21 protein-coding genes are annotated in these 26,210 nt (G+C 40.4%); 11 read left to right on the forward strand and 10 right to left on the reverse strand.

Features of this window, described 5'->3' with window-relative positions:
* The first annotated feature begins 41 nt into the window (after positions 1-41).
* Positions 42-1,682 (forward strand): M1 family metallopeptidase, encoded by a 1,641-nt coding sequence (locus tag ACOV1Q_RS08435; protein ID WP_424494313.1) that lies wholly within the window; start codon positions 42-44, stop codon positions 1,680-1,682.
* Between the two features lie 10 nt (positions 1,683-1,692).
* Here ACOV1Q_RS08435 and ACOV1Q_RS08440 read toward each other — a convergent pair whose 3' ends face one another.
* From ACOV1Q_RS08440 to holA, 6 genes are all read right to left on the reverse strand, one after another.
* On the reverse strand, positions 1,693-2,790 hold the full coding sequence (locus ACOV1Q_RS08440) for an AMP-binding protein (RefSeq protein ID WP_424493960.1): 1,098 nt from the start codon (positions 2,788-2,790) through the stop codon (positions 1,693-1,695).
* Positions 2,791-2,849: 59 nt separating this feature from the next.
* Positions 2,850-3,794 carry a CPBP family intramembrane glutamic endopeptidase gene (locus ACOV1Q_RS08445; RefSeq protein WP_424493961.1) on the reverse strand — a complete coding sequence of 315 codons (945 nt, stop codon included), beginning with the start codon at positions 3,792-3,794 and terminating at the stop codon, positions 2,850-2,852.
* A gap of 6 nt (positions 3,795-3,800) precedes the next feature.
* Positions 3,801-4,835 carry an o-succinylbenzoate synthase gene (locus tag ACOV1Q_RS08450; protein WP_424493962.1) on the reverse strand — a complete coding sequence of 345 codons (1,035 nt, stop codon included), beginning with the start codon at positions 4,833-4,835 and terminating at the stop codon, positions 3,801-3,803.
* 19 nt (positions 4,836-4,854) lie between these two features.
* Positions 4,855-5,535, reverse strand: a complete 681-nt coding sequence (locus tag ACOV1Q_RS08455) for a metal-dependent hydrolase (RefSeq protein WP_424493963.1) — start codon at positions 5,533-5,535, stop codon at positions 4,855-4,857.
* Positions 5,536-5,616: 81 nt separating this feature from the next.
* Complete coding sequence (gene menA, locus ACOV1Q_RS08460) at positions 5,617-6,519, reverse strand: 1,4-dihydroxy-2-naphthoate octaprenyltransferase (protein WP_424493964.1); 903 nt, start codon at positions 6,517-6,519, stop codon at positions 5,617-5,619.
* The gene (gene holA, locus ACOV1Q_RS08465) at positions 6,520-7,524 is read right to left on the reverse strand and encodes a DNA polymerase III subunit delta (RefSeq protein WP_424493965.1); all 1,005 of its coding nucleotides are present in this window, start codon (positions 7,522-7,524) and stop codon (positions 6,520-6,522) included. It abuts the gene before it with no gap.
* A 79-nt stretch (positions 7,525-7,603) separates the two neighbouring features.
* Between holA and ACOV1Q_RS08470 the strand changes: the two genes are divergently transcribed.
* The 4 genes from ACOV1Q_RS08470 to ACOV1Q_RS08485 all read left to right on the forward strand — a co-directional run bounded on the left by ACOV1Q_RS08470 (position 7,604) and on the right by ACOV1Q_RS08485 (position 11,335).
* A complete protein-coding gene (locus ACOV1Q_RS08470; RefSeq protein WP_424493966.1) occupies positions 7,604-8,047 on the forward strand; it encodes a type I restriction enzyme HsdR N-terminal domain-containing protein in 444 nt (147 codons plus the stop codon).
* A gap of 105 nt (positions 8,048-8,152) precedes the next feature.
* Positions 8,153-9,145, forward strand: coding sequence for a glycosyltransferase family 2 protein (locus tag ACOV1Q_RS08475; RefSeq protein WP_424493967.1), 993 nt, complete (start codon positions 8,153-8,155; stop codon positions 9,143-9,145).
* A gap of 100 nt (positions 9,146-9,245) precedes the next feature.
* Positions 9,246-10,079: an OmpA/MotB family protein gene (locus tag ACOV1Q_RS08480; protein ID WP_424493968.1), complete on the forward strand. Its 834-nt coding sequence runs from the start codon at positions 9,246-9,248 to the stop codon at positions 10,077-10,079.
* A 143-nt stretch (positions 10,080-10,222) separates the two neighbouring features.
* The gene (locus ACOV1Q_RS08485) at positions 10,223-11,335 is read left to right on the forward strand and encodes a hypothetical protein (protein ID WP_424493969.1); all 1,113 of its coding nucleotides are present in this window, start codon (positions 10,223-10,225) and stop codon (positions 11,333-11,335) included.
* A gap of 67 nt (positions 11,336-11,402) precedes the next feature.
* Here the strand turns inward: ACOV1Q_RS08485 and ACOV1Q_RS08490 are convergent, their stop codons facing one another.
* The 3 genes from ACOV1Q_RS08490 to ACOV1Q_RS08500 all read right to left on the reverse strand — a co-directional run bounded on the left by ACOV1Q_RS08490 (position 11,403) and on the right by ACOV1Q_RS08500 (position 14,716).
* Positions 11,403-12,023, reverse strand: a complete 621-nt coding sequence (locus tag ACOV1Q_RS08490) for an L-threonylcarbamoyladenylate synthase (RefSeq protein ID WP_424493970.1) — start codon at positions 12,021-12,023, stop codon at positions 11,403-11,405.
* A 73-nt stretch (positions 12,024-12,096) separates the two neighbouring features.
* Complete coding sequence (locus ACOV1Q_RS08495; RefSeq protein ID WP_424493971.1) at positions 12,097-12,309, reverse strand: hypervirulence associated TUDOR domain-containing protein; 213 nt, start codon at positions 12,307-12,309, stop codon at positions 12,097-12,099.
* Between the two features lie 79 nt (positions 12,310-12,388).
* The gene (locus tag ACOV1Q_RS08500; RefSeq protein WP_424493972.1) at positions 12,389-14,716 is read right to left on the reverse strand and encodes an ATP-dependent helicase; all 2,328 of its coding nucleotides are present in this window, start codon (positions 14,714-14,716) and stop codon (positions 12,389-12,391) included.
* Between the two features lie 171 nt (positions 14,717-14,887).
* Here ACOV1Q_RS08500 and ACOV1Q_RS08505 point away from each other — a divergent pair, with 171 nt between their 5' ends.
* Genes ACOV1Q_RS08505 through ACOV1Q_RS08515 form a run of 3 tightly spaced genes read left to right on the forward strand, consistent with a single transcriptional unit; the run spans position 14,888 to position 18,322 of the window.
* Entirely contained in the window at positions 14,888-16,168 is a 1,281-nt protein-coding gene (locus ACOV1Q_RS08505; protein WP_424493973.1) for an amidohydrolase, read from the forward strand.
* Position 16,169: 1 nt separating this feature from the next.
* On the forward strand, positions 16,170-17,798 hold the full coding sequence (locus tag ACOV1Q_RS08510) for an FMN-binding glutamate synthase family protein (protein WP_424493974.1): 1,629 nt from the start codon (positions 16,170-16,172) through the stop codon (positions 17,796-17,798).
* Entirely contained in the window at positions 17,795-18,322 is a 528-nt protein-coding gene (locus ACOV1Q_RS08515) for a DUF7935 family protein (protein ID WP_424493975.1), read from the forward strand. Before ACOV1Q_RS08510 ends, ACOV1Q_RS08515 begins: the two co-directional genes overlap by 4 nt.
* Before the next feature lies 1 nt (position 18,323).
* Here the strand turns inward: ACOV1Q_RS08515 and ACOV1Q_RS08520 are convergent, their stop codons facing one another.
* Positions 18,324-20,441, reverse strand: a complete 2,118-nt coding sequence (locus tag ACOV1Q_RS08520; RefSeq protein WP_424493976.1) for a M1 family metallopeptidase — start codon at positions 20,439-20,441, stop codon at positions 18,324-18,326.
* A gap of 107 nt (positions 20,442-20,548) precedes the next feature.
* On the opposite strand from ACOV1Q_RS08520, the gene recG reads away from it, so the two are divergent.
* From recG to pheT, 3 genes are all read left to right on the forward strand, one after another.
* Positions 20,549-22,654: an ATP-dependent DNA helicase RecG gene (gene recG, locus ACOV1Q_RS08525; RefSeq protein ID WP_424493977.1), complete on the forward strand. Its 2,106-nt coding sequence runs from the start codon at positions 20,549-20,551 to the stop codon at positions 22,652-22,654.
* Between the two features lie 2 nt (positions 22,655-22,656).
* Positions 22,657-23,565 carry an AEC family transporter gene (locus tag ACOV1Q_RS08530; RefSeq protein WP_424493978.1) on the forward strand — a complete coding sequence of 303 codons (909 nt, stop codon included), beginning with the start codon at positions 22,657-22,659 and terminating at the stop codon, positions 23,563-23,565.
* Positions 23,566-23,714: 149 nt separating this feature from the next.
* Positions 23,715-26,141 carry a phenylalanine--tRNA ligase subunit beta gene (gene pheT, locus ACOV1Q_RS08535; protein ID WP_424493979.1) on the forward strand — a complete coding sequence of 809 codons (2,427 nt, stop codon included), beginning with the start codon at positions 23,715-23,717 and terminating at the stop codon, positions 26,139-26,141.
* Positions 26,142-26,210 lie beyond the last annotated feature (69 nt).

A 26,210-nucleotide genomic window follows, 5' to 3' on the forward strand; every position in this document is an offset into this window, starting at 1 on the left:
TTTATTTGAGAGAATATTTTAATCCAACGACCTGTATAGATATGCGCCACATTATTTTCTTCTGTTTGTTAATCACGATAGCTGTTTCTACTCAATCCTGTGCACAGGTTTTGAGTGATAAAACCGATTATACAGCAGCTGATACCCTGCGCGGATCGTTGAGGCCCGAAAGAAATTATGATGTTCTAAAATATCATCTCGACCTAAAAGTTGAACCGGAAAAAAAGTTCATTTCAGGATCAAACACCATTGTTTTTAAAGCCGAAGAAAACCTGCCCGTGATGCAGGTTGACCTTTTTGAAAATATGCAGGTAGATTCTATCATCTACAAAGACAGAAGCCTGGATTATAGGAGAAAATATAATGCGGTATTCATAAATTTTCCAAAAGCAATTGCTGAGAACAAGACAGATTCTATCCAATTCTACTACTCCGGAAATCCTATCATAGCCAAAAATGCGCCCTGGGACGGTGGATTTGTATTTGAAGAGGATAAAGAAGGAAACCCGTGGATTGGGGTTGCGGTACAGGGTACGGGCGCAAGCTTATGGTATCCAAATAAAGACCACCAGAGTGATGAACCTGAAGAGGTACGGCTGGACGTTGCCGTCCCCAACGGTTTAATGAACGTTTCCAACGGTAGATTCTTAGGAGAAAAAGATCTTGGAAACGGTTTCACGCGCTGGAGCTGGAAAGTGACAAGTCCCATCAACAATTACAACGTGATCCTCAACATTGGGAATTATGTGCATTTCAATGATAAGTTCAGGGATCTGGATTTGGATTACTACGTCTTGCCATACAACCTGGAAAAGGCAAAAAAGCAGTTTGAGGAGGTAAAATTAATGATGGACTGCTTCTACGAAAAGTTTGGAGAATATCCCTTTGTAGAGGACGGTTTTAAGCTGGTGGAAACTCCTTACCTCGGGATGGAGGACCAAAGTGCGGTTGCCTATGGGAATGAATATAAGATGGGCTACCTCGGAAACGATCTCAGCGGCACAGGAATAGGTTTAAAATGGGATTATATCATCATTCACGAAACAGGGCACGAATGGTATGGGAACAGCATTACCGCGGCAGATATTGCCGATATGTGGATACACGAAGGTTTTACCAGTTATTCCGAAGCAGTTTACGTGGAATGCCGCTGGGGAAAAGAGGAAGCGCTGGAGTATCTTGCAGGGCTGCGAAGAGGAATAAAGAACCAGTCACCCATTATTGGGGATTATGGTGTTAACAGCGAAGGCTCTGGCGACATGTATTCCAAAGGTGCCAACTTGCTAAATACCATCAGAAGTATTTATGATGACGATGAACTTTGGTGGAAAACATTAAAAGACTACACAGAAACTTATAAGCACCAAATAATTTCGACTCAAACCACAGAGGACTTTTTCAATGCGGCTACAGATGTTGATCTTGCTCCTGTTTTTGAGCAGTACCTGCGTTATGCTGCGATTCCTGAACTTCAGCTTAAAACTGAAGATGGAACGGTTTATTACCGTTGGAAGGCAGATGTAGAAGGTTTCAACATGCCGGTAGACGTGACGGTTAAAGGAGAAGAATTGCGATTGCAACCTACTTCCTCGTGGAAAAAATTTCCGGTAAAAAATGTCACTTCTGAAGATGTAGATCTAAAGACTGAGGAGTTTTATGTAGCCTTTCAGAAATTAAACTAGAAATCCCCTTTTAGGATATCCTGCTTTTTAAAGTATTTCCCCGGTGGATCTTTCCATTGGGGGTTTCTTCAAATTTCTCCACAAAATATATTTTCTTCGGAACTTCAAATTTATTCAGCTTCTTGAAATTCTTCACCTCACGCTCCAGGGAACGCAAGGCCTCTTCCGAAAATTCACTTTCTACCATAAGCACAAGCTTTTCACCCAATGCGTCATCTGGAAGAGAAGTTATGAAAAACCGATGTGCTATAATTTCTTCAAGTTTACATTCTATTTCTTCGGGATAGAGCTTGACGCCACCGGAATTGATCACATTGTCAAAACGCCCTTTCAGGAAAAACTTTTTCCTGGAGATCATTTCCACCACATCATTTGTCACCAAAGTGCCATCAGTAACCCTGGGCGCTTCTATGACCAAACAGTTGCGATCATCTGTCGAGATGCGCACATCTGGTAAAGTTTTAAAAGCGACCGGACTTTCTTTTTCCTTCGTGGAATTAATGCGACGTGCTGCAATATGAGTGACGGTTTCGGTCATACCGTAAGTTTCATAGATCTTGGTGTCAATTCCCTGAACGAGTCTCTTCAGGTTTGCCGACACTGCACCTCCACCTACGATCAACTTCCGAAGCAAATGAAGACGGCTAAGGGAATTATCCAGCTGAAAAGGAGTCATTGCAGCAAAATCATATATCTTAAAAACCTGGTCTAGCGCATTTGCTTTTGGCGCAACCATATCCAGGTCCCAACCAAGGATCATGGCCCTCACGAGCATCATTTTTCCAGCAATATAATCTGCAGGTAAGCAGTGCAGGGCGGTACTTTTTTCAGGAAGGTCAAAAAACTCTCCTGTTGCCAGCGCACTGTTGATCATAAATTCCTTCCTGATCCTGATTTTTTTCGGCTTCCCGGTAGAACCTGAAGTTTTCACTGCAATATATTCTTTATCGTTGAGCCAGTCCAAAAGAAAACTTCCAATTTGTCCCTGGTAGGCTTCCCCTTCTTTTATAAGATAATAAGCTGCGGCAGCAAGTTCTTTATTGTCGTAATGAACTTTATTTAACCTGAAACAGGAATGAGTTTGGGGTAAAGTAACTGATGTTTGCATGTGTACTTCCTCTATTATTTTGAAAATTCAGGAATAAAATAGGTAAAAATGCTATAATATCATATCTCTTCAGAATAATTAATTGTTTCGGGACGTTTAACTTTTCCGAAGAGCTTTTCTCCCCAGTTGGACCAGTTGTATTTTTTGGCCATGATAAAGAGAAAAAGTGGATAAATGATCAAGATAGGAAGTACCACATCCCAACCTGCAGAAGGGTCAGAAACATCTTTTAAAATAGAGTTCGTCTGGAAAGCAGTCCAATCTGCGGTTACGAGCATTGCTCCAATGAGATTGTTGCCAGCATGAAGACCCAAGGCAAGCTCCATTCCTTCGTCCATTAAAGTGATAATCCCAAACAGGAAACCAGTTCCAATATAATAGACCATGATTATATATCCCAGTTTTTCCACTTCGGGGTTAAGAATATGCATTCCTCCAAATACTACAGAAGTAATTATTAATGGAAACCAGCGGTTATGAGCCAGCGCACCAAGACCCTGCATGAGATAACCTCTAAAAAGATACTCCTCAAAGCTCGTTTGCAGTGGCACCATTACTACTGCTATTAGCACAAGAATAGTAAAAGGTACGGGATCAAAATTCCATAAATAATCATCAGGATTCATATTATAATCAATCAGGACGCCTACAATCGTAAATGTGGAAATGAGGCCGAATCCAAAGAAGAACCTTCCCCAATCAATTTTTTTCCTGCTGGTAGTGGCTTCCTTTATGCTTTGTTGATGTATAATTTTTATTACAAATAATAAAGCTCCCAGGCCCGCGACAAAAGATAAGAGCATTAGGAAGAAAGTTAGATTAGAATCGAGCACCTGCATCATTTCTGCCATAGTGAGCGATAGAAAATCTGGACCTGTCTCCAGGAAAATCGCTCCTAAAAGCGGAATTCCGCCAATCACCTGCCAAAACAGGAAAATTATGAAAATCCCTATCATATACCGCCACCAGTCGGTCTTTGCTTTATATATTTGTTTTATATACATTGGTTCCTATATATTAAAATTCCATTTTACTTGAGGCTCATAAAATAACTGCCCTTCTTCAACTTTTAGAGGGGATTCAAAATTGTTGGTGTATAAACCACCTGTACCAAGCCCCTGCAGCATGTCATTTTCCAGGGTATAGGTAAATTGTGAAATGGCATTTAATCCTACATTACTTTCCAGGGCACTGGTAACCCACCAGCCAATATTCTTCTTTTCTGCCAGTGTTCTCCATTCGAGTGTACCATTAAATCCTCCAATAAGGCTGGGCTTAAAAATGACATATTGCGGCTGGATTATTTGTAGCATTTCTGCCTTTTTTGTTACACTGGTTACGCCAATAAGATCCTCATCAAGCGCGATTGGTAAGGGAGTTTTTTCACAAAGCGCAGCCATTTCCTCATACTGGCCCGGTTTTATAGGTTGTTCAATGCTGTGAAGTGTAAAATCACTCAATCTTTTCAACTTTTCCAATGCTTCGGAAGGTGAGAAAGCGCCATTCGCGTCCACCCGAATTTCCATTTCTACTGAAGAAAATTCACTTCTTATAAACTTTAAAAGATCAAGTTCGGTTTCAAAATCTATTGCGCCTATTTTAAGTTTTATGCAGCTGAAGCCATCTTTTATCTTCTGAAGGATTTGATCTTTCATAAAAGCTTTTTCGCCCATCCAAACCAATCCGTTGATGGGAATGGCATCATTTCCGCGGGTAAATTCCGAAGGAAATAGCAGAAAAGGATCTTGTGCCGCCAGCGACTGGAAAGCCATCTCCACGCCAAACTGAATGCTGGGAAATTCTGATAATCGTTTCCACAATTCCTCTTTCCCCAGGTGAATGTTTTCGCAGGTCCATTTTAATTGCTGTTCATAATCTGGGCGATCGTCAATGCTAAGACCGCGAAGTAAGCCGCATTCGCCAATGCCGCGCTTGCCATCCTTTTCTATTAAGATAAACCAGGACTCTTTTTCAGTAAGAACGCCCCGGGAAGTTCCGCTGGGGCGTTTAAATTTTAAGATGTACTTTTGATAAGTTGCTTTCAATAGCTATATATTTTCGTGGTTAAAGTTCCAGACTTTCTCCATACTCCAGCAGCATAAGATCTTTGCCTTTTTCATAGAACTTCTTCTTTGCTTCTTCGTGGTCAATTTCAATATATCCAAAAGTGTCGTAGTGGCACCCTAATATTTTATCGCATTCCACAAAATCACTTGCTATAATTGCATCTTCTACACCCATAGTGAAGTTATCTCCAATAGGAAGGATCGCCAGATCTAAATTGGTGTGCAGCGGAATTAACTTCATATCCATAGTGAGTGCAGTATCTCCCGCTATGTAAATGTTTTTATGCTCTCCTTCAATTACAAAACCGCCCGGTTGTCCGCCATAACTTCCATCGGGAAATGAGCTGGTGTGTATAGCGTTTACATATTTTACATTTCCAAATTCAAAACTCCAGTTTCCGCCGTGGTTCATAGGATGCACTTCCAGACCTTTGTTCTCATAGTAAGTCGCAATCTCAAAATTACTTACAATCACTGCACCGGTATTCTTTGCAATCGCTTCAACATCAAGCGTGTGATCCTGGTGAGCATGCGTCACCAAGATATAATCTGCTTTAATATCCTGAATGTCTATCTTGTTTTCGATCTTTTCATTTCCGGTAATAAAAGGATCCACTAGAACGTAGATACCATTGATTTCAATACTGAAAGTGCTGTGTGCGTAATGAGTAATTTTCATAGTTGTTAGTTTTGACACAAAATACAAAAAAGATGGTAAAAGTAATTCTGAAGCAGCGAACGAATAACCCCCAGTAAATCCCTATATAATTTGCCCCAAACTAAAGAATACAGCCAGCGCAAACGTACTTAAAGCAAGTTTTTTTAATTCCGGGTCAAGAAGCTCGGGATTCCTGTTTTCCATCACTCTCTTTAAATGCATAAAAAGCGGAATAAACGCGATGACATATAAAAGGTCATCTATACCTTCAAAAGACAAAGCTGTATAAAGCAACAGGAAAAATACTGCGGAAATCAACAAAAAATAATGATAATTTTTAGCCTTTTTGGCACCTATCTTCACCACGAGTGTATTTTTCCCTGCCCGTTCATCTGCGGTGCGATCGCGCATATTATTCAAGTTTAGAACCCCCGCACTTAAAGCACCAATTGTAAAAGAAGGAAACAGCACTTTCCAGTCCCATTCTACGGTGTATAAAAAGTAGCAACCGTAGACGCCCACAATTCCGAAGAAGATAAAAACGAAAATATCTCCCAGGCCTCTGTAGCCGTATGCACTTTCTCCCACAGTATATTTTACCGCAGCAGATATTGCTGCAATGCCCAGCAGCAAAAATAACAGTGCATAAGAGAAGTTTTGCGTTCCAAAAGAGACATAAATTAGGGCGATGGCAAACAAAAATGTGAGGATTGCTGTAATTACCATTCCGTAAAACATCTCTTTTTGAGAGATGATTCCGCTTTGAAGCGCCCGTTGCGGTCCTACCCGTTCTTCATTATCGGTTCCTTTTACAAAATCTCCGTAATCATTAGCGAAGTTAGAGAGAATTTGCAGACCCAAAGTAGTGGCAAGCGCCAGACTTAAAATGACATAACTAAACTCATTTTCAGCTGCTGCAATCGCTGAACCCACCAAAATTCCGGAAACAGAAAGCGGAAGCGTTCTCAATCGCGCAGCACTCACCCATGTTTTTAATTTTGCCATTTATCGCATCACTTTTACCAGAAGTTCCTTAAGCAAATCGCCCTGTTGAATATTTGTCGCGCCCACACCTTTGCTTTTAACATCGGCTTCACGAAGTAAAGAAACCACCTGACTCACTTTTTTCATAGGGTAATTCCCTGCAGCACTGGAATAATCACTCACAAAATAGGGATTCACCTTAAGCACTTTTGCAACATTTCCTTTAGATTTATCTGCCAGAGAATGGTACTGCAGCAGCTGGGAAAAAAAACTAAACAAAAGAGAAACCGTCACCACCATTGGGTTATCTTTGGGGTTTTGTGCAAAATAATTGATGATACGGTGGGCTTTTAAAGAATCTTTCATCCCCACTGCTTTTCGCAATTCAAAATTATTGAAGTCCTTGCTTATCCCAATATTATCTTCAATTATTTCAGGTGAAATAGTAGTTCCCTGCGGACATATAAGCTGAAGTTTCTGAAGTTCATTATCTACTTTGCTTAGATCTGTTCCTAGAAATTCAACCAGCATTTGTGCCGCTTTTGGAGAAATTTGATAACCTCTTCCCTGCATTTCTGTACGAATCCAATCTCCTACCTGGTTGTCATAAAGCTTTTTACTGTCGAAGATCACTCCGTTTTTGGAAACCGCTTTATATAGTTTCTTACGCTTATCGATCTTTTTGTATTTATAGCAAACCACAAGAACTGTGGTAGGCTGCGGATTTTCAACATAATCAACCAGCTTTTCAATAGTTCTGGAAAGATCCTGTGCTTCCTTTACAATGATAACCTGGCGCTCGGCCATCATGGGGTACCTTTTGGCATTGCTTACAATATCTTCTACCGTAACGTCGCGGCCGTAAAGCACCATCTGGTTAAAGCCTTTTTCCTCCTCCTGCAGCACATTATCTTCAATAAAATCACCCAGTTTATCTATATAATAGGATTCTTCCCCCATTAAAAAATAGACGGGTTTAATATCCCCTTTCTTAATATTTGCTACGATCTTTTTAGCTTCGTCCATTCAAACATTTTTGTATTCGGCGCAGAAAATTCTTGAAAGTCATTTCCTGTTAATTTCTGAAAAAGCCGTTATTTTGAACATGCTTTCACTCAATTTTCCAAAATATTCCTTCCGGTTCAAAAATAGCGAAAATAAAGTAGCTGTTTTTGATGTGCTTCGGAAAAAATTTGTGCTTCTCACGCCCGAAGAATGGGTAAGGCAGCATGTGGTGCATTTTCTTCTGAAAGAAAAGAGCATTCCGCAAAGCCTTTTGAATGTTGAAAAACAACTAAAGGTGCACCAAATGGTAAAACGCTATGATGTGGTGGTTTTTAATACCGATGGAAGTATTTGGATGATCGTGGAATGTAAAGCTGCCTCGGTACCTATCACCCAGAGCACTTTTGACCAAATTGCCCGTTATAATCTCGCTTTAAAAGCCGAATATCTTATGGTCACCAATGGTCTGGAACATTATTTTTGTCAGTTGGATTACGAAAAGGAGAAATATCATTTCTTACAAGATATCCCGGCATGGTCCTGAAAATCTTTCTCTTGAATACCTTTCAAAAATGCCATTTTTGAAAGGTATTCTCAGTTCTCTCACTTAGTCATGAACATTCCTCAATTATTGTTTTAATTTGCAGCCGTGAAAATCGCAGTCGTCATATTAAATTGGAATGGAAAAGCCCTTTTGGAGCAATTTCTTCCTTCCGTAACAAAATTTTCTTCGGAAGCCACTGTATATGTTGCAGATAACGCTTCCACAGATGATTCTGTAGCTTTTGTGAAAAAAAACTATCCTGAAGTAAAAATTATCCAGAATAAAATAAACGGCGGATTTGCAAAAGGCTATAATGATGCGCTGGAGCACGTTTCTGAAGATATTTTCGTCCTCCTCAATAGTGATGTGGAAGTCACAGCCGGCTGGCTGATTCCATTTAAAGATGAGTTTCTTTCAAACCCTGAAACAGCTGCTCTACAGCCAAAAATCCTCGATTTCAGGAAAAAAGAGTATTTCGAGTATGCCGGTGCTGCCGGTGGATACGTAGATCTCTTTGGTTATCCCTACTGCAGGGGGCGCATTTTTGAGACCCTGGAAAAAGATGAGGGACAATATGATGAGCAATGTGAAATTTTTTGGGCCAGTGGTGCCTGCCTTGCGATTAGAAAAGAAGTCTTTTTTAAAGCCGGGAAGTTTGATGAAGACTTCTTTGCCCACCAGGAAGAAATAGATCTATGCTGGCGAATTTTTAATCTTGACCTCAAAGTGAAAATTGCTCCAGGTTCAACGGTCTACCATTTAGGCGGAGCCACTTTAGACAAAATGCACCCGCGAAAGACCTTTTTTAACTTCAGGAACAGCTTGTTCTGTTTATTGAAGAATGCCCCGGGGAATAAAGCCGGAGTGATTATTTTTTCTCGTTTGCTCCTGGATGCTGTGGCGGGTTTTAAGTTTTTGATCGAAGGAAAATGGAGACATTTTGCAGCAATTTTAAAAGCACATTTCAGCTTCTATGCTCACTTCAAAAAGATGCTCAAAAAGCGAAAAAGCTTTAAGAAGAAAATAAAATATTATGGAAAAACCTCCGTTGTTGCTTCATATTATATCTCAGGAAAAAGACGTTTTTCAGAATTTTAAAAAAAACCTGATTAATACTAGGAAAATAATTTCACCAAGACCGAACTTTTTGTACTTTTGAGACGTTTAACATAAAATAAAAAAATTAACAATTAAGATTATGAAGAAAATCATGCTTTTATCGGCTACAGCTGCCCTACTCCTTTCTTCTTGTGTTTCACAAAAGAAATATGCTGAGCTGGAAGCTCAACAAAGGGAAACTCAGGACCAGCTGAACACCGCTACCGTTAAACTTAATTCTTGTCTTGACGAAAAAGCAAGACTAAATCAGCAAATCAGCACCCTAAGTAACCAGAATACAGCCCTTTTAAATAATGTTGGTGATTTAGCGACCCTTTCAAAGAAAGAAGCCGAAAACCTTGAGCGTTCCCTTGAAAGCATTAAAGAAAAGGATATGAAAATCCAGCGTATGCAGGATGCCATTACCAAGAAAGATTCTGTAACCTTAGCTTTAGTGACCAGCCTGAAAGGAGTGCTTGGTAACATGAACGATGAGGATATCCAGATCAATGTTGAAAAAGGAGTTGTATATGTTTCAATTTCTGATAAATTACTGTTCCAAAGCGGAAAATACAATATTACTGAAAGAGCAAGAGAAGTACTTGGAAAAGTTGCTACTGTTGTGAAAAACAGACCAGATATTGAATTTATGGTAGAAGGTCATACAGATGATCAACCAATTAGAAACGCAGTATTGCAGGACAACTGGGATCTTTCTGTTAAAAGAGCTACTTCTGTAGTACGTGTATTACAAGAGGAATTTGGAGTTCAGCCACAAAGAATGACTGCTGCCGGAAGAAGTTACTACGTTCCTGTAGCATCAAACGAAACTGCTGAAGGAAGAGCTAAAAACAGAAGAACAAGAATCGTTATCCTTCCTAAATTAGATCAATTCTATAACCTGATCGAAGAAGGAATGGAAGACGCAAAATAATTTTCTCTTCATACCTCACATAAAACCCGGCAAATTGCCGGGTTTTTTATTTTAACATTTTAATTGTGAGCAAGTTCATTCTTCTTTAGATTATTTTATTAGTTTAGGCGCTGTTAATCAACAACTTATTTAAAAAACTTATTATGATTAAAAGAACTAGTAAAATTGCCCTTTTCTGTCTTGGTCTGGGCGTAATGACAGCATCCTGTGAGAAAGACACAGAAGTGGAAGAATTAATGGTAACAGACCAATCTACTCTGGAGACAAAACAACTTACAAAATCAGCTGAAATTAATGCTGATTTAGAATTAAACCCTGTGGATTATTCTGGACACAATTTAAGAAATGATCTTCTTAAAAAAGATGCTGTAGCGCCTACGGAATGTTCACCCACGGCATTCAACGAAGAAATAAACAAGGTGCTTCAACCATTCTTCTCCGATCCTTTAGCATTAAACTATTACTCCCTTTACCTGGATCTTAATTTTTACATGTCTTATTTTGATACATCTGAACAATATTTTGGTGCAGAAGGTGAATACACGAACTTCATGAAGAAAAGAGTGCGTGAACTTGAAAAATTTTGGGGAATGCCAAATGAAATTCGGGTAAATGCACAACACACTGCAAGTTTAAACGATCGTGAAAAACTAGCAGATCTTTATATGATTGTAGGTGCAAATGTGGAAACCCGGGAAGATGCATACGCAATTGCAGATCAACTTCTGGCAATCAATGAAGCTTCTCCCGTTCTTCCGGAGAATCCATATTTTGCTATGGACGGTTTCGCCACTGCCGGAAATCTTATAGTTATAGGTGACGGAATAACTTCTGTTCTTTCTAACACTGGAATCGATGAAGGAATTGTTTGGACCGGAATTCTTGCTCATGAGTGGGCGCACCAAATTCAATTCGACAATACTACCAACTGGTATCCAAATGGTGCTGCTCAAGATCCCGCAGCTTCAACCCGACACACTGAGTTGGAGGCAGATTATTTAGCTGCTTATTACATGACGCACAAAAGAGGGGCTACTTACAACTGGAAGAGAGTTGAGCAATTTTTTGAGCTATTTTTCAATATTGGAGATTGTAGTTTTGCCAGCAGTGGTCACCATGGAACTCCACAGCAGAGACTGCAAGCAGCCCGTTTAGGCTATGAACTTGCACAAAGTGCACAAAAGAAAGGACATATTCTTTCTCCGCAGGAAGTACACGAAGCTTTTATGACAGAAATGGAATCTATTTTTGAATAAACTGAAATCTTTTTCAATAAAAAACCCGGCCTTCGCCGGGTTTTTTATTATCAACAATATTATAATGTTATAGAATTTCAACACTCCCCTTTCCTTCCCTAATTACTTCTGGCTGTGGCGTCGTAAGGTCAATCACTGTAGACGGTACATTATTACCATAACCACCATCAATTACAATATCCACTATATTATCCCACTTTTCCAAAATAAGTTCAGGATCTGTAGTATATTCTATAACTTCATCATCATCTTTAATAGAAGTCGAAACTATGGGGTTGCCTAAACCTGCCACCAGAGCGCGACAAATGTTATTATCGGGTACCCTTATTCCTACTGTTTTCTTCTTTTTGAATACACTGGGAAGATTGCTATTTCCCGGCAGTACAAAAGTATACGGCCCGGGAAGACATCTTTTCAATATCTTGAAAGTCTGGTTATCAATTTGCCTCACATAGTCGGAGAGGTTACTCAGGTTCTCACAAATGAAGGAAAAATTGGCTTTCTCAAGTTTTACACCCCTTGCGTGTGCAATTTTCTCTAAAGCTGCAGTGTTTGTAATATCACATCCCAGGCCGTAGACCGTATCTGTGGGATATATTACCAGCCCTCCATCTTTGAGCGCTTCCACTACTCTTTTTACATCTTTTGGATTTGGATTTTCCTCGTAAATTCTAATTAGTTCTGCCATACTTTTATGATATTAAAAAAGAATCCAGAATTTACGAATTTTACACTGGTTCTAATAAAAATACGCGAAAAAATTAATCGATCCGTTCCACTTCACTTTCAAGTTTTAGAACCTCATTACCGTTTTCCTGTTGTATAAAAAGGGCTTTATTACTGGCATTTCCCTTTCTGGTCACCTTAGTACCTTTAATCGTAGTGGTCACCTCATGATCAAAAGTATCCTTTACTTTACCTTCTGCGACACCTTTTCCCCATTTCCATTTTACTTTGGTTCCTTCTCTTATCATTTTTGTTTAAAAAATACAACAACAGGAAGTTACCTTCCAAAAGAATAACAGAATCTTAGTAAAAGATCTTCAGGAAAAATTATGACAGTACCTTTAATTTGGCAAACTTCAGCAGCAATTTTTTGATGCCCCCATTCTCAAAATTGATCTCCGCTTTTTTATCCTGTCCAATTCCATCAATCTTTAGAACCTTGCCTTTTCCAAAACGCATATGCTCTACCTCATTGCCTTCCACCAATTTCACTACCTCTGCAGTGTCACTGTTATTCGAAGAAGAGTCGGCGGCAGGTCTGAGTTTCCTCAGCTTCCTTAACTGCTCATCTGTGGGTTTATGAGAAGGCGGCGGAGTGCCATTTTTAGGTTTCGTTTGCCGGAATTTGCTCTTATCTACTTCCCCAAAAATATCTGTGTCTACCAGCGGCTTGTATTTATAGTCATCTTGCGGAATCATATAATCTTTGAACTTGTCGTCAATCTCTTCTATGAACCGGCTGGGTTCTGCATCTACAAGTTTTCCCCAGCGGTAACGCGACTGGGTGTAAGTGAGATAGGCTTTTTTCTCGGCACGGGTAAGAGCCACGTAAAACAGGCGACGTTCTTCTTCAAGTTCAGAGCGGGTATTCATACTCATTGCTGAAGGAAAAAGGTCTTCCTCCATTCCAACAATGTAAACAAATGGAAATTCCAATCCTTTTGCCAGGTGAATGGTCATCAAGGCAACACGATCTTCGTCGCCGCTATCTTTGTCCATATCTGTTGCCAGGGCCACATCTTCAAGAAATTCGGTAAGTGAACCTGTTGCATCTGCAAGTTCTTTCTGCCCTTCCACAAAATCCCTGATCCCGTTCAACAGCTCTTCAATATTTTCAATCTTAGCAATACCTTCGGGAGTACCATCTTTTTTAAGCTCCTGAAGCAGACCTGTTTTTTTCGCAATGCTTTCTGCAACCATAAAAGCATCGGCAGATTCATTCATGATCTGGAAATGCTTGATCATGTTTGCAAAATTGGTAAGCTTGTTCTTGGTGCCGGAATTGATCTTCAGGTCAATGCGGTCAATATTTTCTATGACCTCAAAAATGGATCTTCCGTAGTGATTTGCAGCAATAGTTAATTTATCAATAGTAGTTGAGCCAATACCACGTGCAGGATAGTTGATCACCCTCTTAAGGGCTTCCTCATCCTTTGGATTGATCACCAAACGTAAATAAGCCAACACATCCTTAATTTCCTTTCGTTGATAAAATGAAAGTCCGCCAAAAATACGATATGGAATGTCCTTTTTCCGAAGTGCATCTTCCATCGCCCTACTTTGAGCGTTGGTACGGTACAAAATGGCGAAATCTCCATTCTTCATTTGATGCTCCATGCGGTTCTCAAAAATAGAACCTGCCACAAAACGTCCTTCTTCCCCATCGGTAAGCAGCCTGTTCACCACGATCTTAGGGCCTTCGTCATTTGCCGTCCATACTACTTTTTCGAGTTTGGTTTTGTTCTTATCAATAATGGAATTAGCGGCTTCCACGATGTTTTTGGTAGAACGGTAATTCTGTTCCAGTCGGTACATCTGGACATTGTCATAATCTTTCTGGAAATTCAGAATGTTATTGATGTTTGCACCCCTAAAAGCATAAATACTTTGTGCATCATCTCCAACCACACATATATTCTGAAACTTATCTGATAATGCCTTTACTATCAAGTACTGGGAATGGTTGGTATCCTGGTACTCATCTACCAGAATATACCTGAAGCGATTTTGGTACTTCTGAAGCACTTCGGGAAACCTGTTAAGAAGTTCGTTGGTCTTCAGCAGTAAATCATCAAAATCCATGGCTCCTGCCTTGAAACAACGATCTACATAATTTTTATAAATTTCTCCTAAACGGGGTTTTTTAGACATGGCATCGGCTTCCATCAACTCCGGATTCTGAAAATAGGCTTTTACCGTGATCAGGCTGTTTTTATAGGACGAGATCCTTGAATAGACCTGCTTGTATTTATAAACATCTTTGTCCAGACCCATTTCCTTAATTATTGCAGAAATAAGCCTTTGGGAATCCTGCGTATCATAAATGGTAAAGTTGGAAGGATAGCCAAGTTTATCGGCTTCAAACCGCAGCATTTTTGCAAAAATAGAATGAAAAGTTCCCATCCACAGGTTTTTCGCCTCACTGTTCCCCACAATCTGCGCGATCCTCTTTTTCATCTCACGCGCCGCTTTATTGGTAAAAGTAAGGGAGAGAATGTTAAAAGCATCTACTCCCTGGCTCATAAGATACGCGATCCTGTAGGTGAGTACGCGCGTTTTTCCAGATCCTGCACCTGCAATTACAATCATAGCACCGTCTTTTTGCAGTACCGGCGCCCTTTGAGCATCATTTAATTCAGCTAAATAAGATTCCAAATTTCTCCTTCTTTTAAAGCCGTGAAATTAACCAAAAACAGCTTAATATAAAATCGTGAAGCCGCTTACTTTTTGAAACATTTAGGAGGTGAGATTATGAGAAGCCTTAATTTTTAAATACCTTGGGATAATAAATCCTTTGGCAGTACTGCCTTCCTACAAAAACAGCTAATGAAAAACCTTTTTTTAAGTATTTTCTGTTTATTTGGCTTCCTGCTGAATGCACAGGAAGCCGACCCCGAAATAGCTTCTGCAGCACAAGAAATCGAAGAACAGGTAATCACCTGGCGCAGGGATTTTCATCAACATCCCGAACTCTCTAACCGCGAATTTGAGACTGCCGAGAAAATTGCCAACCATCTTAAAAGCCTTGGAATGGAAGTTCAAACCGGAGTGGCCAAAACTGGGGTGGTGGGAATTTTAAGAGGAAATAATTCTGATAAAGTGGTTGCTTTAAGAGCAGATATTGATGCACTACCGGTTACTGAACGTAATGATCTTCCATTCAAGTCTGAAGTAACTTCTGAATTTCTCGGTTCTAAAACCGGAGTCATGCATGCCTGCGGTCATGATACTCATATCGCAATCCTTATGGGAGTGGCGGAAATTCTTTCGGAACATAAAGACAAATTGAATGGGACGGTAAAGTTCATCTTTCAGCCAGCTGAAGAAGGTCCGCCGCCGGGAGAAGAAGGTGGCGCTGCCTTGATGATCAAAGAAGGAGTTCTCAAAAATCCTGATGTAGATGCCATTTTTGGATTGCATATTAACTCAGCAACTCCCGTGGGAACTATTCGCTATAAACCTGAAGGAACCATGGCAGCGGTAGAGCGATTTGTTATTAATGTTCAGGGAAAACAAACGCATGGTTCTGCACCCTGGAGCGGTGTGGACCCTATCCTTATTTCAGCAAAAATTATTGATGGTTTACAGACGATCATTAGCAGGGAATCCAGACTGGTTGATGCAGCAGCGGTTATTTCCGTCGGAAAAATCACCAGCGGAGTACGCTTCAATATTATTCCGGAAAGTGCCGAAATGATAGGCACCATTAGGACACTCGATCCCGCTATGAAAGAATTGATCTTAAAAAGAATGCACGAAATGGTTCCTGCAATTGCCGAAGCCTACGGCGGCACCGCTACGGTAGAAATTCAGAATAATACTGCTATCACTTATAATGACCCGGAATTAACCGCCAGGATGTTGCCAACACTTCAAAAAGTAGCCGGCACAGAAAAGGTGGAACTTGTAAAAGCCACGACCGGCGGGGAAGATTTTTCCTTTTTTCAGGAGGAAGTGCCCGGCTTTTATTTCTTTCTGGGTGGCCAACCGCTGGGAATGACAGAACCGGCACCTCATCACACTCCAGATTTTTTCATTGATGACAGTGGATTGATCCTGGGTGTGGAAGTAATGTCACAATTAGCAATAGATTATTTAAACCAATAAAATGGAACAAATACTCGATTTTCTAGGGGAAATATCATGGTGGATGTGGATCTTGATCATACTTGCCCTCATCGCATTAAGAGATATCTTCTTCAACAAAAAACACATCATTTTACACAATTTCCCGGTTGTAGGCCATCTGCGCTATCTTTTGGAAAGCATTGGCCCCGAATTAAGACAATACATCGTCGCCGGAAACAGGGAAGAACTTCCCTTTAACCGTACAGAGCGAAGCTGGGTGTATGCATCCTCCAAAAATGTCAATAATTATGAAGGTTTTGGAACAGATCAAGATATATATGAGGTCAATTATATCTTCATCAACAATGCGGTCATTCCATATAAGGTGCCGGAAAAACATCATTACAACAAAGATCCCTATTTTCTTGCCTGTGCCAAAGTAATGGGCGAATATAATAAAAGGAGAAGGCCCTATAGGCCGGCATCTGTGATAAATGTTTCTGCGATGAGTTTTGGGTCTCTTTCTGCCCGCGCCATTGCCTCGCTTAATGAAGGTTGTAAAAAAGCTTATGCATATCATAATACCGGCGAAGGTGGTCTTTCCCCTTATCATCAAAAAGGTGCCGATGTGGTTTTTCAAATAGGTACGGGTTACTTCGGAATAAGAAATGAAGACGGTTCCTTCTCCATGGAAAAACTGGTAAAACTCACGCAGGGTTTTCCGCAGATAAGAGCGCTGGAAATAAAATTATCCCAGGGAGCAAAACCCGGAAAAGGGGGCGTGCTTCCGGCTTCCAAAATCACCAAAGAAATTTCAGAAATCAGGCATGTGCCAATGGGTAAAGATGTGCTTTCACCTCCAAATCACAGCGCATTTGGCAACATTGAAGAAATGGTGGATTTTATCGAAGCCCTGGCCGAAAAAACCGGATTACCTGTGGGAATAAAAGCCGCGATTGGTAAACTTGATGAATGGCATGAGCTCGCAGATATTATGAAAGAAACCAATAGAGGCCCAGATTTTATTAATATTGATGGTGGAGAAGGTGGAACGGGAGCTGCGCCTCCCAGCTTTGCAGATCATGTCGCCCTACCCTGGATCTATGGTTTCACAGATGTGTATAAGATATTTCAGGAGCGCATGATTACCGACAGAATTGTTTTTATTGGTAGTGGGAAACTCGGATTTCCGGCAAAAGCAGCGATGGCATTTGCCATGGGAGCCGATATTATTAACGTAGCCCGTGAAGCCATGTTGAGCATTGGCTGCATACAGGCACAATCCTGTCATACCAATACCTGCCCTACTGGAGTTGCCACCCAAAACCGTTGGCTACAGGCAGGAATTAATATAAAAGACAAAGCAGACAGAGTAAATTATTATTTCACCAATTTCAGAAAGGAACTTCTGGAAATCACCCATGCCTGTGGGTACGAACATCCTTGCCAGTTCACCATGGATGATGTGGAAATAAATCTTGGGGACCGCTTTATAGCAAAATCTCTGGCAAAAACTTTTGTGTATCACAAAACAAAAGTTCCGTTTGAATCTACCCATACTTTGCTGGGATGTCCTAACTTAGGCGGCTCTTATAGAAAAGGACAGGAAACCGAAGTCAAGGAGGTTGAAACCGAAGACACCTCTGTTGAAGACAATACAAAAGTATGATAGAGAATAACATTTTTGAGTTGTTGTTGTATTTGTTGCCCGCTGTAATTGTAGCGGCAATTGCATATTATTTTTTTAGTATGCATACCAGGAATGAGGAGCAAAGAAGAAGATTCTTACTTCACCAAGAGAACCAGAAACATGCATTTCCCGTGCGGTTACAGGCATATGAGCGTATGGCTTTGTTCCTGGAAAGGATCTCTCCAGGCAATTTGCTCATCAGGACGAAACCGTACAATGAAAATAAGGATGATTATGCTTCCCTTCTTATTAAAACCATAGAGCAGGAATTTGAACATAACCTGGCACAACAAATCTATGTTTCCCAGGAATGCTGGAATGTGATTAAAGCTTCAAAAAATGCTACTATTACAAATCTTCGAAAGACTACAAATCGTGAAGATCTAACGAACGCAGCAGAATTCCGTCAGCATATATTAACAAGTTTAATGGAACAGGAACCGCCAAGCGAAACCGGACTGGCTTTTGTAAAAAAAGAAGTTTCTCAACTTTTGGGGCGGTAAATTATTTTAGCTCCCGTTCCAAAAATGCCGTTTCCTGCGGAGCCAATTCCTCTTTTAAGGAATTAAGGCGCTGCCTGTATTCTTCAGAAGCCAGTAATTGCCTTAGAATTTCCCTGCTTGAATCACGAAATCTTCCTACGCGATGCACACCTGCTTCCAGAAGATCTTTCAGGTTTTCATCTGAAAATGAATTGAGCTGAAAAAGATAATTAAAAGCGTTTTGTCTTACCTGGTATGGAAAGTAAGGCGAAGTATAACCTGAAAGTCTTTTGTAAACCTCCTTTTTCGCACCCTGGCCGTAATTACTTGTCGCGAGGTTAAGCGCCAGCCAGAGCGTTTCAATATTTTTATCATTAAAACCTTCCACTCCTTTCAATTGATCCAGATACATGCTTCTTTCCTCCGGAAAATTGAACCAAAGATTGTACAGCGCCATTTCTTTGGTCAGGTAAGATTCATCGCGAAGTAAACTTTCATATTCAGATTTTACTTGCTGCGGAATTTGTCGCAGCGAACCTGCAATCGCCTGCCTCACGTAAAGATTGTTGGTCTCAAATGCCTTTTTATAAAGATCAATCACGGTAGAAGGATCTTCAAGAGCAAGCTGATGCACCACCTCCTGGCCTATATATTGATTCACCGGAAAATTCAGCGCTGCACTTAACAATTCCCTTTTGCTTTCCAACGAAAGTTCCTTTAATGCTGCAACGTTGAGATAATCTTTAATAAATGCCGATCCTTTCAGTGAGTTAAGCGCGTCAATTGCAGGAAAAGCAGACTGCTGGAGCCACCTGCCTTCAAAAGCAGAAAGATCCTTTCCGCTGGCATTTTCCACTTCTGTTATAAAATCTGAAGTTGTTACATTCTTAAAACTGTGCTTCGTAAGATAATTTTTCACTGCAAGGTCAAAGGCCTCTTCTCCTACTTTCTCTTTGAGAATGTGCAAAGCCCAGGCTCCTTTTTGATAAAAAGTGAGAGAACTGGCTTTTGGATTTAACAAAGATTCGCCTTTACCGGTGTCGCTTAGTTCCTTCAGTTCTTCTGCACTTTCAAATAATTTCCAGTAAAAATAATCTTCTCCAAAAATCTCCTTTTCGGCCAGTAATGCGTAGTAAGTTGCAAAACCTTCCTGAAGCCAGTGATGCTCGCCAGATACCGCTGTAACCAAATCCCCAAACCACTGGTGCGCCATTTCATGCGCATTTACATTCACATAATTTCGGTCTGTAAAAGCAGTGGAATCAATCAAAAAAATATCTGAAAAGATAGTGGTGCCCGTATTTTCCATTCCGGCGTAAAGAAAATTGCGAACCGGGATCTGTTTATAGTTTTGCCAGGGATATTTCACTCTTGTTTTCTTTTCTAAAAATTCCAAAATTTTTACGCTATGCCTATAAGTAGATTCCCACTTTTCAGCATCTTTTGGATAGAAATAAAATTTCAGCGGAGTCCCTCCAGGAGATATAATTTCTTTATACTCATATTTGCCCGCCGCCAAAGCCACGAGATAGCTGCTCATAGGCTTCTTCATATCGTATTCCCAGCGCATTAAAGAATCATTCACTAAAACGGCATTTTTTAGTACCCCGTTTGCCACAACTTCAAAATCTTTCGGAAAGTCAATATTTAGATCAAATTCCAGCTTTTCGTTGGTATCATCAAAACTGGGCAGCCAGTGCGACGTATATCTCCCCTGCCCCTGCGTCCACACCTGCGGTGAATATTCTTCATTAGCAGCTTCCTTTTCTTCTTCTGAAACATTCCAGTTATCAAAATACATCGCTTGTGCAGGATTTGCAGAATAGCTTATTTCCAGCACATTTCCTGAAGATGTTTTGAAGTCAGATATTAGCCACAGCTTGCTCCCGTCGTTATGATATTCAATTTCCTGATCGTTCAAAAAAACCTTCTGAAACTTCATTTTTTGAGCATCTATAAAAATAGAATCGGTTGCCTGAAGCACATCAAATGTAAAAGTTAGTTCACCTGAAACTTTTTCTTCGGAAGGAAGAATAGCTAACCGGGCATTGAGTTTTTTAAAATCAACAATTGAAGTCTGCTGTGCGTAATTTCCGAAGAAGATCAGCAAGAAAAGAGTGCAAAAAATACTATTTTTCATAAACCAAATATAAGTTTCTTCAAACAAACAATTCCTAAAAAGAGCAAAAACGAAGCTTCTTCAGCAGATATATGAAGCGCTTTTGCCATTTTTCCTATCTTCGTTTTATGAATGAGAACAAGCTCCAGACTCCCATTGATTACCTGAAAGGAGTAGGCCCAAACCGTGCTGGTTTGCTGCGCACAGAGCTTAGTATTCACACTTACCAGGACCTTTTAAATTTCTTCCCGAACCGCTACCTCGACAAGACCAGGTTCTATAAGATAAAGGAGTTGCAGCGGAATAATTCTGAAGTGCAGATAGTAGGAAAAATCGTCCACCTGAAAACGGTAGACCAAAAACGTGGAAAACGCCTGGTAGCAGATTTTGTTGATGAAACCGGGAAAATGGAGCTTGTTTGGTTTCGCGGCCACAAATGGATTCGGGAGAATCTAAAATTAAACACGCCTTACGTGATCTTCGGAAAAACCAACTGGTTCAACGGACTTTTCAGCATGCCGCATCCCGAAATGGAAACGACGGAGGATTTCAAAAAGAACCTGAGAACGGCCATGCAGCCCGTCTATCCCTCCACAGAAAAACTTACAAAATCTGGCGTTACTAACCGGGCGGTCAATAAAATGATACAGCAGCTTTTCCTTGAAACCGGTGCAAAATTTTATGATACGCTCCCAGAGATTATAAAAGAAGAGCTTAGTTTACTGCCAAAGTCAGAGGCGATGTTTAATGTACATTTTCCAAAGAGCCAGGAAATTCTCGCGAAGGCGCAGTTTAGATTAAAGTTCGAGGAACTGTTTTACATTCAGCTGCAATTGCTGATGAAGAACATGCTTCGGAAGAAAAAGATCAAGGGTTTTCCTTTTGATCAGGTAGGAGAATATTTTCAGGAATTCTATGAAAATCATTTGCCTTTTGACCTCACAAATGCCCAAAAAAGAGTGATTAAGGAAATCCGGCAGGATTTAGGAAGCAGTGCACAAATGAACAGGTTGTTGCAGGGAGACGTGGGTTCAGGAAAAACCATTGTGGCTTTGATGACTGCCCTGCTGGCCTTTGACAATGAGTTCCAGGCATGTTTAATGGCTCCAACAGAAATACTTGCAATTCAGCACTATAATGGAATCAAGGAATTAACTGCAACTCTTGATATCAACATCCGGCTATTGACGGGTTCTACCAAAACTTCGGAAAGGCGGGAAATTCATGCCGCTTTAGAAAGTGGAGAACTGCACCTTATTATTGGAACCCATGCCTTGCTAGAGGACAAAGTAAAATTTAAAAATTTAGGACTGGCTATTATCGATGAACAACACAGGTTTGGAGTCGCACAACGTGCAAAATTGTGGCGAAAGAATACCATTCCTCCGCATATCCTGGTAATGACCGCTACTCCAATTCCGCGGACACTCGCAATGAGCCTTTACGGTGATTTAGATATATCGGTCATTGATGAACTCCCGCCAGGACGAAAAAGTATTAAAACCGTGCACCGCTATGACAGCAATCGGTTAAAAGTTTTCAAGTTTATAAAAGATGAAGTGAAAAAGGGACGGCAGGTTTATGTGGTTTATCCTTTAATCCAGGAGTCTGAAAAAATGGATTATAAAGACCTGATGGATGGCTACGAAAGCATTGTGCGGGAATTCCCGATGCCCGATTTTCAGATTAGTATTGTTCACGGACAAATGAAACCGGCCGATAAGGATTACGAAATGAACCGTTTTGTACAAGGCGAAACCCAAATCATGGTAGCGACCACGGTAATCGAAGTGGGAGTGAATGTGCCGAACGCCAGCGTCATGATCATTGAAAGCGCCGAAAGATTCGGACTTTCTCAGCTGCACCAGCTTCGCGGCCGGGTGGGACGTGGCGCCGAACAAAGTTATTGCATCCTCATGACCGGACACAAACTTTCTGCAGACAGTAAAACGAGATTGGAAACAATGGTACGCACCAACGACGGATTTGAAATTGCTGAAGTTGACCTCAAATTGCGTGGGCCGGGAGACATAATGGGAACCCAGCAAAGTGGAGTGCTGAACCTAAAAATAGCAGATATTGTCAAAGACAATGATATTCTAAAGCTTGCCCGTTCTTATGCCCTTCGGGTTTTAAAAGAGGATCCCAATCTAGCGCTGGAAAAGAATAAAGTAATTCGCTATACTTATGCACAGCTGGCAAAACATAAAAACATCTGGAATTACATTAGTTAATTATGATGAATTTTGTCCTGATTGCTCTTTGCCTCCTTGCCGGATTTTTCGTCAAAAAATATAAGGGCCTCCCGGAAGACAGCTATAAATCTGTAAATGCATGGGTGATAAATGTTGCACTTCCTGCGGTGGCATTAAAATACATTCCTGAAATACAGTGGAATTTTTCACTCATTTTACCATTTTTGATGCCCCTGCTTGTATGGACCGGAAGTTACCTCTTTTTCAATTTTCTCAACAGGTATATTTCCATGTCCCCGGGCACCCGAGCTGCATTGTTTTTAACGGCAGGTCTTGGAAACACATCTTTCCTCGGGTTTCCTTTAACCGAAGCTTACTATGGAAGTGAAGGGCTTCAAATTGCAATTTTATGCGACCAGGCGACATTTATAGTAATGGCTACACTGGGAATAATTACTGCTACCAAGGCTTCCAATGGCGGTATTTTTCTAATGAAACAAATTCTAAAGAAAATTCTCACTTTCCCGCCTTTTATAGCCTTTGCACTTGCTTTTATACTTCCTCTCTTTATTACATTAGATCCTATTATTCCTTTGCTAAATGGGCTTGCCCTCACTTTAATTCCGCTGGCTTTATTTTCTGTCGGTATGCAACTAAGAATTAGAACCTGGCGAACAGACGCGCGGCTAATAAGCTTCGCGTTACTATATAAATTAATTCTGGCTCCACTCTTTATCCTTCTTCTGGGGATAATTTTTAATCTCTCCGGAATCACGGTAAAAACTACCATTTTTGAAGCTGCTATGGCACCCATGGTCACCGGAGCAATCATTGCTACAGATTACAATCTCAACCCAAAGCTTGCGAATATCATCTTAAGTGTGGGGATTCCGTTATCTTTAGTTACTACATTTTTGTGGTCTGTGATCATAGAACTTTTCGTGATTTAATTAAAGCCATGGTTAAGGAAAATCAGTTGAGACGATTAATAGCAGCAGAACCTGTCTCCTCTATTGCTTGATAGATTTAAAATTAGATTCTGAGATTATGCTAAAATCATTCGTAATGCTATCTTTGCGGCTTATAAATTCAGAGAAAAATGAGGATTTCTTACAATTGGTTACAACAATTCATTCATTTAAAACAGGATGCCGAGAAAACCGGAGAACTGCTAACCGATCTTGGACTTGAAGTAGAAGGAATTGATTCCTTCAGCAGTGTAAAAGGTGGACTTGAAGGAGTGGTTGTGGGCCATGTGCTTTCATGTGTACCACATGAAAATGCCGATAGGCTGAAGCTTACCAAAGTGGATATTGGAAATGGAAATCCTGTTCAGATCGTTTGCGGCGCTCCCAATGTTGCAGAAGGGCAAAAGGTCCCTGTCGCTACAGTGGGCACTACCTTATATGATGACAAAGGTGAGGGCTGGGAAATAAAGAAAAGCAAAATCCGTGGAGAAAGCAGCCATGGAATGATTTGCGCCGAAGATGAATTAGGGTTAGGAAAAAGTCATGATGGTATTATGGTTCTGGATGATGACCTCAAGCCCGGTACCCTGGCTTCGGAAATTTTTGAAGTAGAGAATGACCTGGTTTATGAAATTGGACTCACCCCTAACCGCGCTGATGCAATGAGCCACTGGGGAGTTGCAAGAGATCTCAAAGCAGGATTACAGCAACAAGGAACTTCTCTGGAATTGATAACACCTTCGGTAAGTAGTTTTCATGTAGATAGCAGGAATTTAAGAATTCCTGTAAATATTGAAAATTCTGAACTCGTTCCACGGTATTGTGGAGTCACTATTTCAGATATTTCTATTGGTGAATCTCCAAAGTGGCTTAAAAACAGACTTAAAGCCATTGGTTTAACTCCCAAGAACAACGTGGTAGATGTCACCAACTATGTCATGCATGAATTGGGGCAACCTCTCCATGCTTTTGATGCAGCAAAGATCATTGGAAATGAAATCAATGTCAAAACTCTTGCGGCAGGAACAAAGTTCACCACACTTGACGAAGTGGAGCGTGAGCTTCACGAGGAAGACCTCATGATATGTGATGCTGAAAAACCCCTGGCCATTGCCGGTGTTTTTGGTGGATTGAGCAGCGGAGTCACCAATGAAACCACCTCTATTTTCATAGAAAGTGCCTACTTTAATCCCGTTACTGTTAGAAAAACCGCCAAACGTCACGGTTTGAATACAGACGCCTCTTTTCGTTATGAAAGAGGAATTGATCCTAATATAACCGACTACGCTCTTAAACGTGCAGTCCTTTTAATTCAGGAACTGGCCGGTGGAAGCGTCACCAGCGATATAGATGATTATTACTCAAATAAGATTGAAGATTTCCCGGTTTTTCTAACCTTTGAAAAGATCAACACTTTAATAGGTCAAAATCTATCGCAGGAAACCATTAAATCCATTCTTGCTTCACTTGAAATACGTGTGAATAACGTTACCGAAACAGGAATGGGATTGACTATCCCTCCATATAGGGTTGACGTAAAAAGAGAAGCCGATGTTATTGAAGAAATTTTACGGGTTTACGGGTATAACAACATCGAATTTGGAGAAAAACTGAATGCTTCGGTTTCAAATTCTTCAAAATTTGAAGATTACAAACTACAGAATATTATTGCTACGCAATTGACAGGACAGGGATTTTTTGAAACCATGGCCAATTCTCTTACCACACCTGCGTACACTAAATTAAGTGAGCAAATAAAAGAGGAACATGATGTGGCTATGCTGAATCCGCTGAGCCAGGATCTTTCGGTGCTAAGGCAGTCTTTACTATTTTCGGGGCTGGAATCTGTAAGCTACAATATAAACCGAAAACGCAGCGATCTTAAGCTTTTTGAATTCGGAAAAACTTACCATAACTACGAAAATGGGCGAACAGAGAACAAGCACCTTACTCTTTTTGTTTCAGGGAACCGGGCCGAGGAACATTGGGCGAATCCGCTGCAAAAAGGTGATTTTTTCTTTCTGAAGGGAGTAGTATCTACAGTTCTTGAAAGATTAGGGATATCTAATATAAAATCGGGAACTGTCAAAAATGATGTTTTTTCAGAAGGTTTATCTTTTAGCTTCGGAAAAGCAAAACTGGTAGAATTTGGTGTGGTGAAAAAGAAAATCCTGAAAGAATTTGGGATCAATCAGGAGGTTTTATTTGCTGATTTTAATTGGGACCAGGTACTGGATACAGCAAAAAATCAAAAAATGCGATTTTCTGCAATCTCCAAATTCCAGGCCGTAAGACGTGATTTTGCCCTGCTTTTGGATTCCGCTGTAAAATTTGAAGATATCTATAATATTGCGAGACAGACAGAGAAGAAACTTCTCAAGGAAATCTCACTTTTCGATGTTTATGAAGGTAAAAACCTTCCGGAAGGCAAAAAAAGCTATGCGGTAAGTTTTATCCTTCAGGATGAAAACAAAACTCTTACCGATAAACAAATTGATAAGATCATGAACAAACTTCAGCAGAATTTCGAAAAGCAGCTGGGCGCTCAACTTCGATAAACCTGTTTTAAAATATCTTTGAATAAAAAATAGCCATTCTCAATGAATGGCTATTTTGTTTGCGTTAAG

It is taken from the genome of Salinimicrobium maris (assembly GCF_049680855.1).
Taxonomy (GTDB): domain Bacteria; phylum Bacteroidota; class Bacteroidia; order Flavobacteriales; family Flavobacteriaceae; genus Salinimicrobium.